The organism is Streptomyces atroolivaceus (assembly GCF_000717025.1).
In the GTDB taxonomy this organism is placed as follows: domain Bacteria; phylum Actinomycetota; class Actinomycetes; order Streptomycetales; family Streptomycetaceae; genus Streptomyces; species Streptomyces atroolivaceus.
The window spans coordinates 112538-126397 of the sequence record NZ_JNXG01000001.1 but is presented as its reverse complement, the minus strand read 5'-3'; the positions used below and the strand labels follow the sequence as shown (position 1 = coordinate 126397).

At 70.1% G+C, this 13860-nt stretch carries 12 protein-coding genes; 10 read left to right on the top strand and 2 right to left on the bottom strand.

Annotation, left to right across the window (positions count from 1 at the left end; translation table 11 throughout):
- Positions 1-172: 172 nt before the first annotated feature.
- Positions 173-1012, bottom strand: a complete 840-nt coding sequence (locus tag OO67_RS00550) for an HAD family hydrolase (RefSeq protein WP_033296553.1) — start codon at positions 1010-1012, stop codon at positions 173-175.
- A 500-nt stretch (positions 1013-1512) separates the two neighbouring features.
- Here OO67_RS00550 and ssd point away from each other — a divergent pair, with 500 nt between their 5' ends.
- The 7 genes from ssd (at position 1513) to OO67_RS36050 (ending at position 6795) form a co-directional block, all read left to right on the top strand.
- On the top strand, positions 1513-2652 hold the full coding sequence (gene ssd / locus OO67_RS00545; RefSeq protein WP_033296552.1) for a septum site-determining protein Ssd: 1140 nt from the start codon (positions 1513-1515) through the stop codon (positions 2650-2652).
- Positions 2649-3797, top strand: a complete 1149-nt coding sequence (locus OO67_RS00540) for a TadA family conjugal transfer-associated ATPase (RefSeq protein WP_033296551.1) — start codon at positions 2649-2651, stop codon at positions 3795-3797. Before ssd ends, OO67_RS00540 begins: the two co-directional genes overlap by 4 nt.
- A 32-nt stretch (positions 3798-3829) precedes the next feature.
- Entirely contained in the window at positions 3830-4663 is an 834-nt protein-coding gene (locus tag OO67_RS00535; RefSeq protein WP_382056148.1) for a type II secretion system F family protein, read from the top strand.
- 5 nt (positions 4664-4668) lie between these two features.
- On the top strand, positions 4669-5475 hold the full coding sequence (locus OO67_RS36055) for a type II secretion system F family protein (RefSeq protein WP_078597590.1): 807 nt from the start codon (positions 4669-4671) through the stop codon (positions 5473-5475).
- Positions 5476-5706: 231 nt separating this feature from the next.
- Positions 5707-5931 (top strand): DUF4244 domain-containing protein, encoded by a 225-nt coding sequence (locus OO67_RS35625; RefSeq protein WP_382056122.1) that lies wholly within the window; start codon positions 5707-5709, stop codon positions 5929-5931.
- On the top strand, positions 5918-6298 hold the full coding sequence (locus OO67_RS00525) for a TadE family type IV pilus minor pilin (protein ID WP_051709051.1): 381 nt from the start codon (positions 5918-5920) through the stop codon (positions 6296-6298). Before OO67_RS35625 ends, OO67_RS00525 begins: the two co-directional genes overlap by 14 nt.
- Positions 6295-6795 carry an Rv3654c family TadE-like protein gene (locus OO67_RS36050; protein ID WP_244299985.1) on the top strand — a complete coding sequence of 167 codons (501 nt, stop codon included), beginning with the start codon at positions 6295-6297 and terminating at the stop codon, positions 6793-6795. The genes OO67_RS00525 and OO67_RS36050 overlap by 4 nt, the downstream gene beginning before the upstream one ends.
- Here the strand turns inward: OO67_RS36050 and OO67_RS00520 are convergent.
- Positions 6713-9226: a DEAD/DEAH box helicase gene (locus tag OO67_RS00520; protein ID WP_078597514.1), complete on the bottom strand. Its 2514-nt coding sequence runs from the start codon at positions 9224-9226 to the stop codon at positions 6713-6715. The genes OO67_RS36050 and OO67_RS00520 overlap by 83 nt on opposite strands.
- Before the next feature lie 79 nt (positions 9227-9305).
- On the opposite strand from OO67_RS00520, the gene OO67_RS00515 reads away from it, so the two are divergent.
- From OO67_RS00515 to OO67_RS00505, 3 genes are all read left to right on the top strand, one after another.
- Positions 9306-9659 carry an STAS domain-containing protein gene (locus OO67_RS00515; RefSeq protein WP_003967428.1) on the top strand — a complete coding sequence of 118 codons (354 nt, stop codon included), beginning with the start codon at positions 9306-9308 and terminating at the stop codon, positions 9657-9659.
- 204 nt (positions 9660-9863) lie between these two features.
- Entirely contained in the window at positions 9864-10313 is a 450-nt protein-coding gene (locus OO67_RS00510) for an ATP-binding protein (protein WP_033296549.1), read from the top strand.
- 828 nt (positions 10314-11141) lie between these two features.
- Positions 11142-13589 (top strand): sodium-translocating pyrophosphatase, encoded by a 2448-nt coding sequence (locus OO67_RS00505; protein WP_033296548.1) that lies wholly within the window; start codon positions 11142-11144, stop codon positions 13587-13589.
- Positions 13590-13860 lie beyond the last annotated feature (271 nt).

Below are 13860 nucleotides of genomic sequence, written 5' to 3'. Positions count from 1 at the left end.
CTCGCGGGCCGTTGAATCCTTTGTACTCCAGGATCGATAAGAGCGGAAGGCCTCGTCGCACTTCTTTACTTTTGCTTTCAAATGCATGTAGGTCGGACATGTTCGCGAGTGTCCGGTTGAGCCTGCCGCTTTTTGTGTAAGCGGGGCGAAGTCCTCCGGTCGGGAACTCCTGTCAGGTGGTGAGCGCGGCGGCGCGGCGACGATTGGCGTACCAGACCAGCCCAGCTGTCAACGCAGCCGCCCCCACTGCGGCGGCGGCCACGAGTGCCGGCCGCGGTGGCATCGAGAAGGCGGGCAGGCGCTGCTTGAGCCGGACCGGTCGGTCGAAGACGAGAATCGGCCATTCCCTGAGAGTGGCCTCGCGCCTCAGTGCCCGGTCAGGGTTGACGGCGTGCGGGTGTCCGACCGACTCCAGCATCGGCACGTCGGTGGCGGAGTCGCTGTACGCGTAGCAGCGCGAAAGGTCGTAGCCTTCCGATTCGGCGAGAGCCTTGATCGCCTCGGCCTTCGTCGGTCCGTACGCGTAGTACTCGATCTCGCCGGTGAAGCAGCCGTCGTCGCCCACGACCATCCGGGTCGCCACGACCCGGTCGGCGCCGAGGAGTTCTCCGATCGGTTCGACGACTTCCGCGCCCGAGGTCGAAACGATGACCACATCGCGCCCGGCGGTATGGTGCTCCTCGATGAGGGTTGCCGCCTCGTCGTAGATGATCGGGTCGATCAGGTCGTGCAGTGTCTCGGCGACAAGGTCCTTGACCAGCTGGACGTTCCAGCCCTTGCAGAGCGCCGAGAGGTACTCGCGCATCCGCTCCATCTGGTCGTGGTCGGCGCCCCCGGCAAGGAACACGAACTGTGTGTACGCGGTGCGCAGTACGGCACGGCGGTTGATCAGCCCGCCTTGGTAGAAGGACTTGCTGAAGGTCAGTGTCGATGACTTCGCAATGACCGTCTTGTCCAGGTCAAAGAAGGCTGCTGTGCGAGGCGAGAAGCAGTTTTCCACAAAGGTGAGCATAGGGGCCCGCCATTCGGCGTAAAGTCCGGCAGGCGGGTTTGCCTGAGAGGGCGCTCGGGTACACCATGGAAGTCACGGATCGTTCGCGACCGTGCTAACCCGGTCCGACTCCTCCCCCCCCCCCGAGTCGGCCGTGGAGACGACCCCCGCTCTCCCCCCCGGCGGGGGTCGTCGCATGTCCGGATGCATTTTTCGGCAGAGGGTCAAGGTCCATCCGGTCTGACTGTCACCGCCGCACCTCCTCTCCTGTGGGTCACTCGATCATGCATCGTCACTGTGGGTAGCGGAATAGCTTCGCTGTGAAAGTCCCCTGTACGAGCTACCGAGATATTCACAACGACGGCGTTGTCCACAGTTTCTGACCAAGATCCACATGTTTTTCCATGCCGATGCATGTTGATTCCGCCCGCGAAGTACGTGGGTTCCGGAATCGCGCATCTCGGGAGCGTTCGAGATCCCCGCGAAACCGCACCGAAGGGCAGTGGGAGAGGGCGGAGATCGTGACTGGATCCTTCGTAGGCGAAGGTCTGCTGAGCGCCGAGGGGAGGCGGGACGGGCCCCTGATCGTGACTGAGGACGCGGATCTGCTGGACGATCTGCTCAGGCTGTGCGCGGCCGCAGGGGCGGTGCCGGAGGTGCATCACGCGCCTCCTGGGGAGAGGCGCGGCTGGGAGCGGGCCCCGATGGTTCTGGTGGGCGACGACGCGGCCCGCGGGTGTCGAGGGGTGCCCCGCAGGCCCGGCGTCATGCTGGTCGGGCGTGACCAGGACGACCCCGGTGTATGGCGCCGCGCGGTTGAGATCGGGGCCGAATACGTGCTGAGGCTGCCCGATTCCGAGGGGTGGCTCGTCGATCAGATCGCCAACGCGGTGGAAGGCGTGGGCCGCCCCGCGCTCACCGTCGGGGTGATGGGGGGACGCGGCGGATCCGGCGCGTCCACGCTGGCCTGCGCGCTTGCCGTGACGGCAGCGCGGTCGGGCCGACGGACCATGCTGGTCGACGGCGACCCCTTGGGCGGCGGGATCGACGTGCTGCTCGGCGGTGAGGACTCGGAAGGCATGCGATGGCCGGATTTCGCCCGTTCGAAGGGGAGGCTGGGCGGAGGGGCGCTGGAGGAGTCCCTTCCCGCGTTGCACGGGCTGCGTGTACTCAGCTGGGGCAGGGAAGACGAGGTGGTCGTTCCGCCCCAGGCCATGCGGTCGGTGCTCGCCGCAGCGCGCAGGCTCGGGGGAGTGGTGGTCGTGGATCTGCCGCGGAGGGTCGACGAGAGCGTGGCAGAAGCCCTGGCTCAGCTGGACGTCGGACTCCTCGTCGTGCCCGGGGAGCTGAGAGCGGTCGCGGCAGCGCAGCGCGTCGCGTCTGCGGCCCGGATGGTCCTCGAGGACCTGCGGGTCGTTGTCCGGGGCCCCTGCACGGCAGGCCTGGACGAGCAGTGGGTGGCGCAGGCGCTCGGGCTGCCGCTCGTCGGTGCCCTGCCCACGGAGGCCGGGTTGCCGTCGGCTCAGGACTGCGGTGTGCCCCCGGGCGGGGATTCTCGTGGTGCACTGGCGCGCTTCTGTACGGCCTTCTGGGATCTGGCGGATGCCCCCGATCGCTCGGAGGGAGTGCCGGCACGGCCTCGCGGGGGAGGGGTGTCATGACCGAGGCATTGCTCGACGCCGTACGCCAACGACTGGCCCGTAGCGGCGCGGCGCCCACTCCGGCCGGGGTGGCTGCCGCGCTGAGGGAACAGGGTCGTCTGCTCGGCGACATGGAAGTCCTCGGCGCGGCCGAGGAACTGCGGGGTGAACTGGTCGGCACAGGCGTGCTGGAGCGGCTGTTGGCCGACCCGGCGGTGACCGATGTGCTGGTATCGGCTCCGGACCGGGTGTGGGTGGACCGTGGGGGCGGACTCGAGCTGACCCGAGTCACCTTTCAGGACGCGGCAGCCGTCCGCCGGCTGGCTCAGAGGCTTGCCGCGGTAGCGGGGCGCCGCCTCGACGACGCCCGGCCGTGGGTGGACGCCCGGCTGCCCGACGGGACGCGCATGCACGCGGTCCTGCCACCAGTGTCCGTCGGTTCGACGTGCCTCTCGCTGCGGGTGGTGCGCCCCAAGGCCTACACACTGGCGGAGCTCGTGGCGGCAGGGACGGTCCCGCCCGGCGGCGACCAGCTGTTGAGAGCTCTGGTGGAAGCTCGCGTCTCTTATCTGATCAGCGGAGGAACCGGGGCGGGGAAGACGACACTGCTGTCCAGCCTGCTGGGGGCGGTCGGCGAGCGGGAGCGCATCGTGCTGGCCGAGGACTCGGCGGAGTTGCGCCCGGACCATCCGCATGTGGTGCGCCTGGAGTCGCGTCCCGCCAACCAGGAAGGTGCGGGTCGGGTGACGCTGCGGGACCTGGTGCGCCAAGCCCTGCGCATGCGTCCTGACCGGCTGGTGGTGGGAGAGGTCAGGGGCGCCGAGGTGACGGAGCTTCTGGCCGCCCTCAACACTGGACACGAGGGCGGTTGCGGCACGGTGCACGCCAACGCCGCCGAGCATGTTCCGGCGCGCCTGGAGGCTCTCGGGACGGCTGCGGGCCTCGACCGGGCGGCCTTGCACAGCCAGGTGGCAGCGGCCCTGTCCGTGGTCGTCCATCTCGTACGGGACAGGGGCGGGCAGAGGCGCCTGGCTGAAGTGCATGTACTCGAGCGGGATACCGCTGGCCTCGTGATCACGGTGCCCGCGCTGCGCTGGGGTGCTGAGGGGTTCGAGCCGCAGCGAGGCTGGGAGCGGCTGAGCGCGCTGATCGGGGGGAAGCCGTGACCGCGGCGGGCTCCGAGGCGCTGATGCAGGTGATGACGTGGACGATGGCGGGATGCACGGGCCTGGCAGGCGGTATGGCCGTGGCGCGGGATCCGGGGGCGCGACGGGCTCGAACGCTCATGGCCCGACAGCACGAGGGGCAGTGGGGGCCGGCTGTACGGGCCGCTGTCCGCACAGTCTTCGGCGGGCGGCGGGAATGGCTGTGTGCTCCTGTGGCGGCTCTTCTCGCCGTGCTCGGGGAATCGGTGCTGCCGCTGCTCGCGGGCGCCGTGGCGGTTCCGCTCACGAGGCGCTGGCTGCGGCGGCGGGCGCGGCGCCATGAGTCCGAGAAGGCGGCCCTCGCGGTGACGGCGCTCTGCGGGGCGGTGGTCGGCGAACTGCGGGCCGGACGGGAGCCCGGACAGGCTTTGCTCGCCGCAGCGAGGAACGCCGGCGCGCTGGGCGCTGCCGAATCCGCCGTGCTTGCTGCTGCGCGGTTCGGCGGCGACGTGCCGAGCGCGTTGCGGCAGGCGTCGGCGGGACCTGGCCTTGACGGACTCGCGGGGATGGCGGCCTGTTGGCGGGTGGCGGTGGACGGCGGAGCCGGGCTGGCGACAGGTCTGGCGCGCCTGGAGCACTCGCTGAGGGGCGAGAGGCGGCGGCGGGACGAGCTGAGGGCACAGCTTGCGGGCGCGTGGTCGACGGTTGGGGTCCTGGCACTGCTGCCGGTGGTGGGTCTGGGACTGGGAGCTGCGCTCGGAGCGGATCCGCTGAGGGTCCTGCTGCACAGTCCGGGCGGACTCCTCTGCCTGGTGACGGGCGGCCTGCTGGAGGCTGCGGGGCTGTTCTGGGCATCGCGGATCGTACGGGCGGGGGAGGCGGGGTGAGCGGGCTGCCCGGGGTGGGGGAGACGCTGGGAGCGGCCGGGGCCGTGGGAGCGGTGCTGGGCGCAGCCACCTGTCTGGCCCTCACAGTGACGGTCCGACGGCATGAGCGGGCGATACGCAGACGGGGGGCGCTGCTGGCCGGGTCCGGCGCGAGCAGGCGGCAGCGGGGACGGGCGGGCCTGCGGGCATCCGCAGGCTGGAGTCGTACGCGGAGGTGGGCTGCGCCCCTGGCCGCATGGGCGGTCGGCTGGATCCTCGTCGGTGGGCCGGCCGGATTCGGGGCCGGGCTTGCGGCGGCTTACGGAATGTGGCGGTGGCAGCGCTCCGCGAAGGGGCGGAGATCCGCCGGGAGCGAAGCCGAGGCTGCCCTGATCGCCCGGCAACTGCCGACCACAGCGGACCTGTTGGCATCCTGTATTTCGGCGGGCGCAGGACCGCGTGACGCAGCGGAAGCGGTCGGGGAGTCCATCGCCGGTCCGGTCGGCGAGCGGCTGGCGCGTACGGCGGCCGAAATTCTGCTCGGCGGTGAACCGGCCGAGGCATGGGGCCGGTTCGGGGAGCTCCCGGGTGCGGCGCCACTGGCCCGCTGCCTGGAACGCGCCGCATCGACGGGCGCACCTGCGGCGGAGCCGGTTTCCAGGCTGGCCGACGAGATACGTGCCGAGCGGGCGAGTGCGGCTGTGGCACGTGCGCAGCGGGCGGGTGTGCTGATCACCGCACCGGTCGGGCTCTGTTTCCTGCCGGCATTTCTGGCGGTGGGAGTGGCGCCGGTGGTGATTGGGCTGGCATCCGGCTTGTTGCACCGCGGTTGAACGGGAGCAGCCCTCGCTCCGGAGGCCTGCCCCGAACGCGGGTCGAGCCGGGGGCCCGCTGGGTCCTGTACCGACGCCCGAGCCTCACCCTGGTCGGCCCTTTGTCGGGGTGAAGCCATGGCTGCTTCCTGAGTGGAAGGCGGGCCGGGCCGCCGATTGCGCGAAGTGCGGAACCGAGTACGGAAACGAAACGACGCTGGTTTGACCATGGGGGTCGAGATGAGTAGGAAAATGATGATTCGCTCTGTGAACACGCTGTGTCGGGCGTGGAAGGCGGGGTTCGGCAGGAGTGGCAGGTGCCGTGCTTCCGACCGGGGGATGACGACGTCCGAGTACGCGGTGGGGACCATCGCCGCCTGCGCGTTCGCGGCGGTGCTCTACAAGGTGGTCACCAGCGGGGCGGTGCTGTCGGCGTTGCAGTCGCTGATCAAGGACGCCCTCGATGCGAAGTTCTGAAGCGCCGTGGAGGGGCCGGGGTGGTGACCGGGGAGTGGTGACGGCGGAGGCCGCCATGGTCCTTCCCGTGCTGGTGACATTCGTCCTCGCTCTTGTCTGGGCGCTGGTGGCCGCCTCGGACCAGATCCGCTGTGTGGATGCCGCGCGGGCCGGAGCGCGGGCCGCGGCCAGGTCGGAGCCGGAGGACGCGGTACGGTCCGCGGCCCGTGCTGCGGCACCCGGCGGAGCCCGGGTCGCCGTGGAGCGGGCCGGGGGGCTCTGGCGGGTGCGAGTGGAGGCGCCGACGCCGGGGCCCGGATCGCTGGGCCTGACGCTGAGTGCTGAGGCGGTCGCATCGGCCGAGGACACTGTGGGGGTGGAGCCGTGAGGAGGAAGAGGGGCGGTCCCGGAGCTGGAGACCGGGGGCTGGCGACAGTCTGGGTGGCCGTCACGGCGGCGACGCTCTGTGCGGTGTTCGCGATGGTCCTGGCTCTCGGCCAGGCCGTGTCCGCCCGCCACAGGGCGGGTGGCGCGGCTGATCTGGCGGCGCTCGCGGCAGCCGACCGGGCGCTGCGGGGTGCTGAGGTGGCGTGCGGGGTGGCCGGCGAGGTCGCCGTGGCCCAAGGAGCAGAGATCGTTCGCTGCGTGGTTCAGGGCGAGATCGCCGACGTGACTGCCCGCGCGCGCTTCGGCCCGTACACGCCCGAGGTCAGGTCGAGAGCGGGACCTCCGGAGGCCCCGCCGTCACCGGTTCGTCCTGCGGCGCCGTCATACGCCGAGGAGTCGGTTCACACCCATGGCCTCATCCCTCAGCGCCTTCCGGCCGCGGACCCCCGGAGCGCTCTGCAGGGTGCCCTTCCTCGGGCTCCGGCGGCGCCGTTCTGAGCAGTTCTGTCAGGAGACGCACAGCGCCTCGTTTGTGCAGAGGGTCGTTGCCGTTGCCGCACTTGGGGGACTGGATGCAGGACGGGCAGCCCGCTTCGCACTCGCACGACGCGATGGCCTGCCGTGTCGCCGTGAGCCACGAGCGGGCCGTGTGGAAGGCGCGCTCCGCGAAGCCGGCGCCTCCCGGATGGCCGTCGTAAACGAACACCGTCGGCAGGAGTGTGTCGGGGTGCAGCGGAACGGAGACTCCGCCGATGTCCCAGCGGTCGCAGGTGGCGAAGAGCGGCAGCATCCCGATGGAGGCGTGTTCCGCTGCGTGCAGGGCACCTCCGAGGATCTCCGGGCTGATCCGGGCGGCATCGAGTTGGTCCTCGGTGACGGTCCACCACACAGCGCGGGTGCGCAGGGTGCGGGGCGGCAGGTCGAGTTTGGTCTCGCCCAGGACCTCCCCGGTGATCAGCCTGCGACGCAGGAAGGAGACGACCTGATTGGTCACCTCGACGGAGCCGAAGCAGAGCCGCCCGTCACCCCACGGGATCTCGGTGTCCGTCTCCAGCACGGCGATCGCGGTCGTGTCGCGGGCGTTGGTCGAGTAGGGAGGGACGGCTTCTTCCACCAGGGCCACGGAATCCTCCAGATCCAGCTTCCGGACCAGGTATGTCCGGCCCTGGTGGAGGTGGACGGCGCCCTCGTGGACGGCGGTGTGTGCGGCTGCTTCGTCCACGGTTCCCAGCAGCCGGCCGGTGCCTTCCTCGACGATCTGGACGGGGCGGCCGCCTCCGCCGCGGATGTCGGTGAGGTCGGCGGCGCGCTCACGGCGGGTCCAGTGCCAGCCGGTCGTCCTCCTGCGCAGCAGCTTCGCGGCTTCCAGCTGCGGCAGAAGCTCGGGAACAGCGGGGCCGAAGAGTGCGATGTCGGCCTCCGTGAGGGGGAGTTCCGCGGCCGCGGCGCACAGGTGCGGTGCGAGGACGTAGGGGTTGTCCGGGTCCAGGACGGTCGACTCCACCGGCTGCTGGAACAGGGCCTCGGGATGGTGCACGAGGAAGGTGTCCAGCGGGTCGTCCCGGGCCACGAGGACGGCCAGGGCGCCTTCCCCCGAGCGCCCGGCGCGCCCGGCCTGCTGCCAGAGGGAGGCACGAGTGCCCGGATAGCCTGCGATGACGACGGCGTCGAGGCCCGACACGTCGATGCCGAGTTCCAGGGCGGTGGTGGCGGCCAGGCCGAGCAGTTCTCCGGAGTGCAGTGCGCGTTCCAGAGCCCGGCGTTCCTCGGGCAGGTAGCCGCCGCGGTAGGCGGCGACGCGCCCGGGCAGGGAGCGGTCCACCTCGGCCAGCCGCTCCTTCGCGATGACGGAGATGAGCTCGGCTCCGCGTCGGGAGCGGACGAAGGCGACCGAGCGAACGCCCTGGAGCGTCAGGTCGGTCAGAAGGTCAGCGGTTTCGGCCGTGGCGGTACGGCGTACCGGAGCCCCCTTCTCGCCGTGCAGGTCGGTCAGCGGCGGCTCCCAGAGGGCGAAGACCAGCTCACCGCGGGGCGAGGCGTCGTCGGCGACCTCCACGACGGGCAGGCCGGTGAGCCGGCCTGCGGCGGCCGAAGGCTGTGCCGCGGTGGCGGAGGCGAGAAGGAAGACGGGCTCGGACCCGTAGCGGGCGCAGAGGCGCCGGAGCCGGCGCAGCACCTGGGCGACGTGGGAGCCGAACACACCTCGGTAGGTGTGGCACTCGTCGACGACGACGAAGCGGAGGGAACGGAGGAAGGACGCCCAGCGGGGGTGGGACGGGAGAATGCCTCGATGCAGCATGTCGGGATTCGTCAGGACGTAATTGGCGTACTGGCGCACCCATTCGCGTTCTTCGACCGGCGTGTCCCCGTCGTAGACCGCCGGGCGGATCGCGGAGCCGAGGGGCGCCGCCAGCTGCTTCACCGCGCGGCGCTGGTCGGCTGCCAGGGCCTTGGTGGGGGCGAGGTACAGGGCGGTGGTGCCTCGGCCGTTCGGGGCGTGGGCGCCATCGAGGAGGGTACTCAGTACGGGAGCGAGGTAGGCGAGCGACTTGCCGGATGCGGTTCCGGTGGCGATCACGACGGATTCGCCGTCCAGGGCGTGCTCGGCGGCGGTGGCCTGATGCGTCCACGGATGGTCGATCCCCGCTTGGCCGATCGCCGAGATCACTTCTGGCCGGATGCGATCCGGCCAGGTGGCATGGGTTCCCGCACGCGGGGGCAAGTGCTCCGTATGAGTGATGCGCGCTGCCCGGCCCGCCGCTGCGGCGAGCCGGTCGAGAACCACCGTGGGAGAGGGGCGCGAGCCCGCGTTCTCGGGTGGTCGACTGGGGCGGTGATTCTTGGCCATCGGCACCGAGTGTGTCACTGGCGTGACGGACAATGGTCCCAAGGCGTCGTGCATGGCTGCTGGTAAGTGATTGAATGCCATCGCGGCTGGCGATCCGTCCCCTGGCCTCCGTCGGGGAGACCGAGGGGCGACCGCTCGATAGCAAGGTGCTGGAGGATCCGTGGACCTGTCCCTGTCGACTCGCAATGTGTCCGGGCCTGGTGGCGACCGTACGGTCGTCGAGGTCGGTGGCGAGATTGATGTGTATACCGCGCCCAAGCTGCGCGAGCAGTTGGTCGAGTTGGTGAATGACGGCAGCTACCACCTGGTTGTCGACATGGAAGGCGTCGACTTCCTCGACTCCACCGGCCTCGGCGTGCTCGTGGGTGGCTTGAAGCGTGTCCGGGCCCATGAGGGCTCACTGCGTCTGGTGTGCAACCAGGAGCGCATTCTCAAGATCTTCCGGATCACAGGTCTGACCAAGGTGTTTCCCATTCACACCACGGTCGACGAGGCTGTCGCGGCTACCGACTGACCGTCGGGGCAGGCCGGCAGCTCCAAGGCCGGCAGGCCCGCAGCGACAGACCGGCAGGCGGCAGCAGTCGGGCCGCCAAGAGCGGGCGGTCGGCCATGTGGCCGGCTGCCGGCTTCGTCGGTCTCTGGAGGAGAATGAGAGCAGGGGTACCGGGCGCCACGCCCGGGCCCCTGAATGCACGCCTAAACGTTTGAGGGGGATGGCATGCCAACCGTTGAACTCCGCTTCAGCGCTCAGCCCGAACACGTCAGGACGGCCCGCCTCGTGGCAGCCGCCGTGGCGCGCAGGGCCGGCGTCGACGAGGCGGTGCTCGACGAGGTGAGACTCGCAGTCGGCGAGGCGTGCAGCCGCGCCGTGGGGCTGCATCGGAGCCATGGCATCGCCGCACCGGTCACGGTCGTTCTGACCGAGGAGGAGAAGGCGTTCTCCATCGAGGTCGGCGATGGGCTTCCTGCCCCGGGAAGCAACGCCTCAGCGGCGGGAGTGCCCGGCGGTGGAGGTTCGGACGCCCCGGAGACCGAGGCGGACAGTGAGGACGAGATGGGTCTCGCCGTCATCAGCGGCCTGGTCGACGACGTGGAGGTCCGCACGGGTGCGGACGGCGGAGTGATCCGTATGACCTGGCCGACGACTCCGGCCGTGGTGCTTCCCTGACCCCACCCGCCCCCCGGATCCCTCCCGCCCGGCCTTGGTGCGGGGTGACAACCAGCCCGGCGCGGTACATCTGCCTGACGCCCGGCGTGCCTCACCCCACCTTGTGCGACCCGGCCGGCGCTTGGCGCGCCCCGGTTGCCTGGTGCTCGGCGTTCGGCTTGACTCCGCTGCATGATGCTCGGAGTTCGGCTCGGCTCGGCTGTCCGGCGCTCGCGCGGCCGCCTGCCTGATGCCCGGCGCGGCGCATCTGCCTGACGCCCGAGTGCCTCACCCCCACCTTGTGCGACCCGCCTGACGCTGGGCGCGACCCGCCCTGCCCGGCGCCCCGGGCCCCGTCTGCCTCCCCTGCCTCGTGCGGCCCGCATGTCCGGTGCGCTCCGCCCGCCTCGCGAGGGCCATCGGCCCCCTGCGGCTCTCCCCGTCCTACGTTCATCTCCCCGCTCTTCCGCTGCCCTTTACGCCTCGCGCTGCCGCGCTCCTTCGTGCCTGAGTCCCGAAGCCACCCAGAAGCCGCCCCGACGACGGCCCGACGCGTGTCGCGCGGCCCCCGCTCTGCCCTGTGCCTCGTCGGGCGGAGGCTTCAGGGCAGGTGTGATCACGATTTCGAGCCCTGCTGAACAGGGCATTTCCTTTTCGCTGGACCGGTGATCTTCAGAATTCCGTGCGAGCCACGCGTCTGCCCCGTTACTGCATTCGGGTTCAGAGAGGTGCGAGATCATTTGCCATTGGGTGGACGAAAGCTTATTTCATTGACCACCCACTGTTGTGATCAGGTTCCTCTCCCTACAATCCGTCCACGTCTTGAGCGCTCAGCGTCAAGGAGGACGTATGGCGGAGTTCTTCAACACCCCACTGGCAGAACTGGCCCACGTTTCCGCATCTTCCGGCCGGTCCACCTCACTCGCAGCCGCGGTACTCACCGATGGCAACCGGCTGATCGTCGTCGTCGTCGCGGTCGTCGCCCTGGCCGCGCTGGTCGTGGCTCAGCTGCTCACACGCCAGGTTCTGGCAGCCGGTGAAGGCACCGAACGTATGAAAGAGATCGCGGCGGCCGTCCAGGAAGGCGCGAATGCCTATCTGGCCCGGCAACTGCGCACCGTCGGCATCTTCGCCGTCGTCGTGTTCTTCCTGCTTCTGCTGCTTCCGGCCGACAACTGGTCGCAGCGTGCGGGGCGCTCGCTGTTCTTCCTGGTGGGCGCGCTTTTCTCGGCGGCCACCGGATACATCGGTATGCGGCTCGCCGTCCGCAGTAATGTGCGCGTGGCTGCCGCCGCACGTGAGGCGACTCCCGCCGAGGGAGAACCGGAAAAGGATCTCACCGCCGTTTCGCACAAAGCGATGAAGATCGCTTTTCGCACAGGCGGGGTGGTCGGCATGATCACGGTGGGCCTCGGCCTGCTCGGCGCATCCTGCGTGGTGCTCGTGTACGCGGCCGACGCGCCCAAGGTGCTGGAGGGTTTCGGCCTCGGTGCCGCACTGATCGCCATGTTCATGCGAGTCGGTGGCGGCATCTTCACCAAGGCCGCCGACGTGGGTGCCGACCTCGTGGGCAAGGTGGAGCAGGGCATCCCGGAGGACGACCCGCGTAACGCCGCCACCATCGCCGACAACGTGGGCGACAACGTCGGCGACTGCGCGGGGATGGCTGCCGACCTCTTCGAGTCGTACGCCGTGACGCTCGTGGCCGCACTCATCCTGGGCAAGGTCGCCTTCGGCGACGCGGGGCTCGCCTTCCCGCTGATCGTTCCGGCGATCGGGGTGGTCACAGCGATGATCGGCATCTTCGCTGTCGCGCCCAGGCGCGCCGACCGCAGCGGGATGAGCGCCATCAACCGCGGATTCTTCGTCTCCGCCGTGATCTCGCTCGCCCTCGTGGCGGTGGCCGTCTTCGTCTACCTGCCCTCCTCGTACGCCGAGCTGGACGGGGTCACGGACGCGGCCATCACCTCGCACGGCGGCGACCCGCGCGTCTTCGCACTGGTCGCCGTGGCCATCGGCATCGTCCTCGCCGCCCTGATCCAGCAGCTCACCGGCTACTTCACGGAGACCACGCGGCGTCCCGTCCGGGACATCGGCAAGTCCTCGCTGACCGGCCCGGCCACCGTCGTCCTCGCGGGCATCTCCATCGGCCTGGAGTCGGCGGTCTACACCGCGCTCCTGATCGGGCTCGGCGTCTACGGGGCTTTCCTGCTCGGCGGTACGTCGATCATGCTGGCGCTCTTCGCGGTGGCCCTGGCGGGTACCGGCCTGCTCACCACCGTCGGCGTCATCGTCGCGATGGACACGTTCGGCCCGGTCTCCGACAACGCCCAGGGCATCGCCGAGATGTCCGGAGACGTCACGGGTGCGGGCGCCCAGGTCCTCACCGACCTGGACGCCGTCGGCAACACCACCAAGGCCATCACCAAGGGCATCGCGATCGCCACGGCGGTCCTGGCAGCGGCCGCGCTCTTCGGCTCGTACCGGGATGCCATCGCCACGGCGGTCGACGACGTGGGGGCCCGGGCGGGGGAGCTCGGGCTGAGTCTGGACATCTCCCAGCCGAACAACCTGGTGGGCCTGATCCTCGGAGCCGCGGTCGTCTTCCTCTTCTCCGGGCTGGCCATCAACGCGGTCTCCCGTTCGGCGGGAGCCGTGGTTTACGAGGTGCGGCGGCAGTTCCGGGAACACCCCGGGATCATGGACCACACGGAGAAGCCTGAGTACGGCCGCGTCGTCGACATCTGCACCAAGGACGCGCTGCGCGAGCTGGCGACGCCCGGCCTGCTGGCGGTGCTGGCGCCGATCGCGGTGGGGTTCACCCTGGGGGTCGGGGCTCTCGGCTCCTATCTGGCGGGGGCGATCGCCACCGGCACCCTGATGGCGGTCTTCCTCGCCAACTCGGGTGGTGCGTGGGACAACGCCAAGAAACTCGTCGAGGACGGCCACCACGGTGGCAAGGGCAGCGAGGCGCATGCGGCGACGGTCATCGGCGACACGGTCGGCGACCCGTTCAAGGACACGGCGGGACCGGCCATCAATCCGCTCCTCAAGGTGATGAATCTCGTGGCCCTGCTCATCGCCCCCGCGGTGGTGCAGTTCAGTTACGGCGACGACGCGAGCGCGGGGGTACGTGCTCTGGTGGCCGTCATCGCCCTCGTCGTCATCATCGGGGCGGTCTACGTGTCCAAACGGCGAGGAATCGCCGTCGGCGACGTCGACGGACAGGACGGCGACGGCGGTGGCGACGGCGGAGGCGGCCCTGCCAAGTCCACCGGGCCGGCGGCGGTTTCGTAACGGACGTGGTCGCGGGGAGCCGGTCCGTGGGTTGACGCCTGCTCAGCACGGAGACGGACGGCACATTCTGATGTGCCGTCCGTCGTGTTCGCGTCAGGGAGGTGCCGGCTGCCGCCAAGGTGGCTCCGCACATCTGTCCGAGTCGGCAGGTGAGTTGTATCTCCCTCATTTCCCTTGGTGCAAATGGCTGCAAAAGAATACATATCGGATGCACGGCGCCTGTTTGTCGCCCAGTTGGCGTGTAAGTTCCGGGGCCGAGAGCCTTGGAAGG

What these genes read in the sequence shown, in the direction of transcription:
- OO67_RS00550 (WP_033296553.1), bottom strand. Translation starts at nt 1,012, where the DNA reads ATGCTCACCTTTGTGGAAAACTGCTTCTCGCCTCGCACAGCAGCCTTC.
- OO67_RS00540 (WP_033296551.1), top strand. Translation starts at nt 2,649, where the DNA reads ATGACCGAGGCATTGCTCGACGCCGTACGCCAACGACTGGCCCGTAGC.
- OO67_RS00535 (WP_382056148.1), top strand. Translation starts at nt 3,830, where the DNA reads ATGACGTGGACGATGGCGGGATGCACGGGCCTGGCAGGCGGTATGGCC.
- OO67_RS35625 (WP_382056122.1), top strand. Translation starts at nt 5,707, where the DNA reads ATGATGATTCGCTCTGTGAACACGCTGTGTCGGGCGTGGAAGGCGGGG.
- OO67_RS00525 (WP_051709051.1), top strand. Translation starts at nt 5,918, where the DNA reads ATGCGAAGTTCTGAAGCGCCGTGGAGGGGCCGGGGTGGTGACCGGGGA.
- OO67_RS00520 (WP_078597514.1), bottom strand. Translation starts at nt 9,226, where the DNA reads ATGGCATTCAATCACTTACCAGCAGCCATGCACGACGCCTTGGGACCA.
- OO67_RS00510 (WP_033296549.1), top strand. Translation starts at nt 9,864, where the DNA reads ATGCCAACCGTTGAACTCCGCTTCAGCGCTCAGCCCGAACACGTCAGG.
- OO67_RS00505 (WP_033296548.1), top strand. Translation starts at nt 11,142, where the DNA reads ATGGCGGAGTTCTTCAACACCCCACTGGCAGAACTGGCCCACGTTTCC.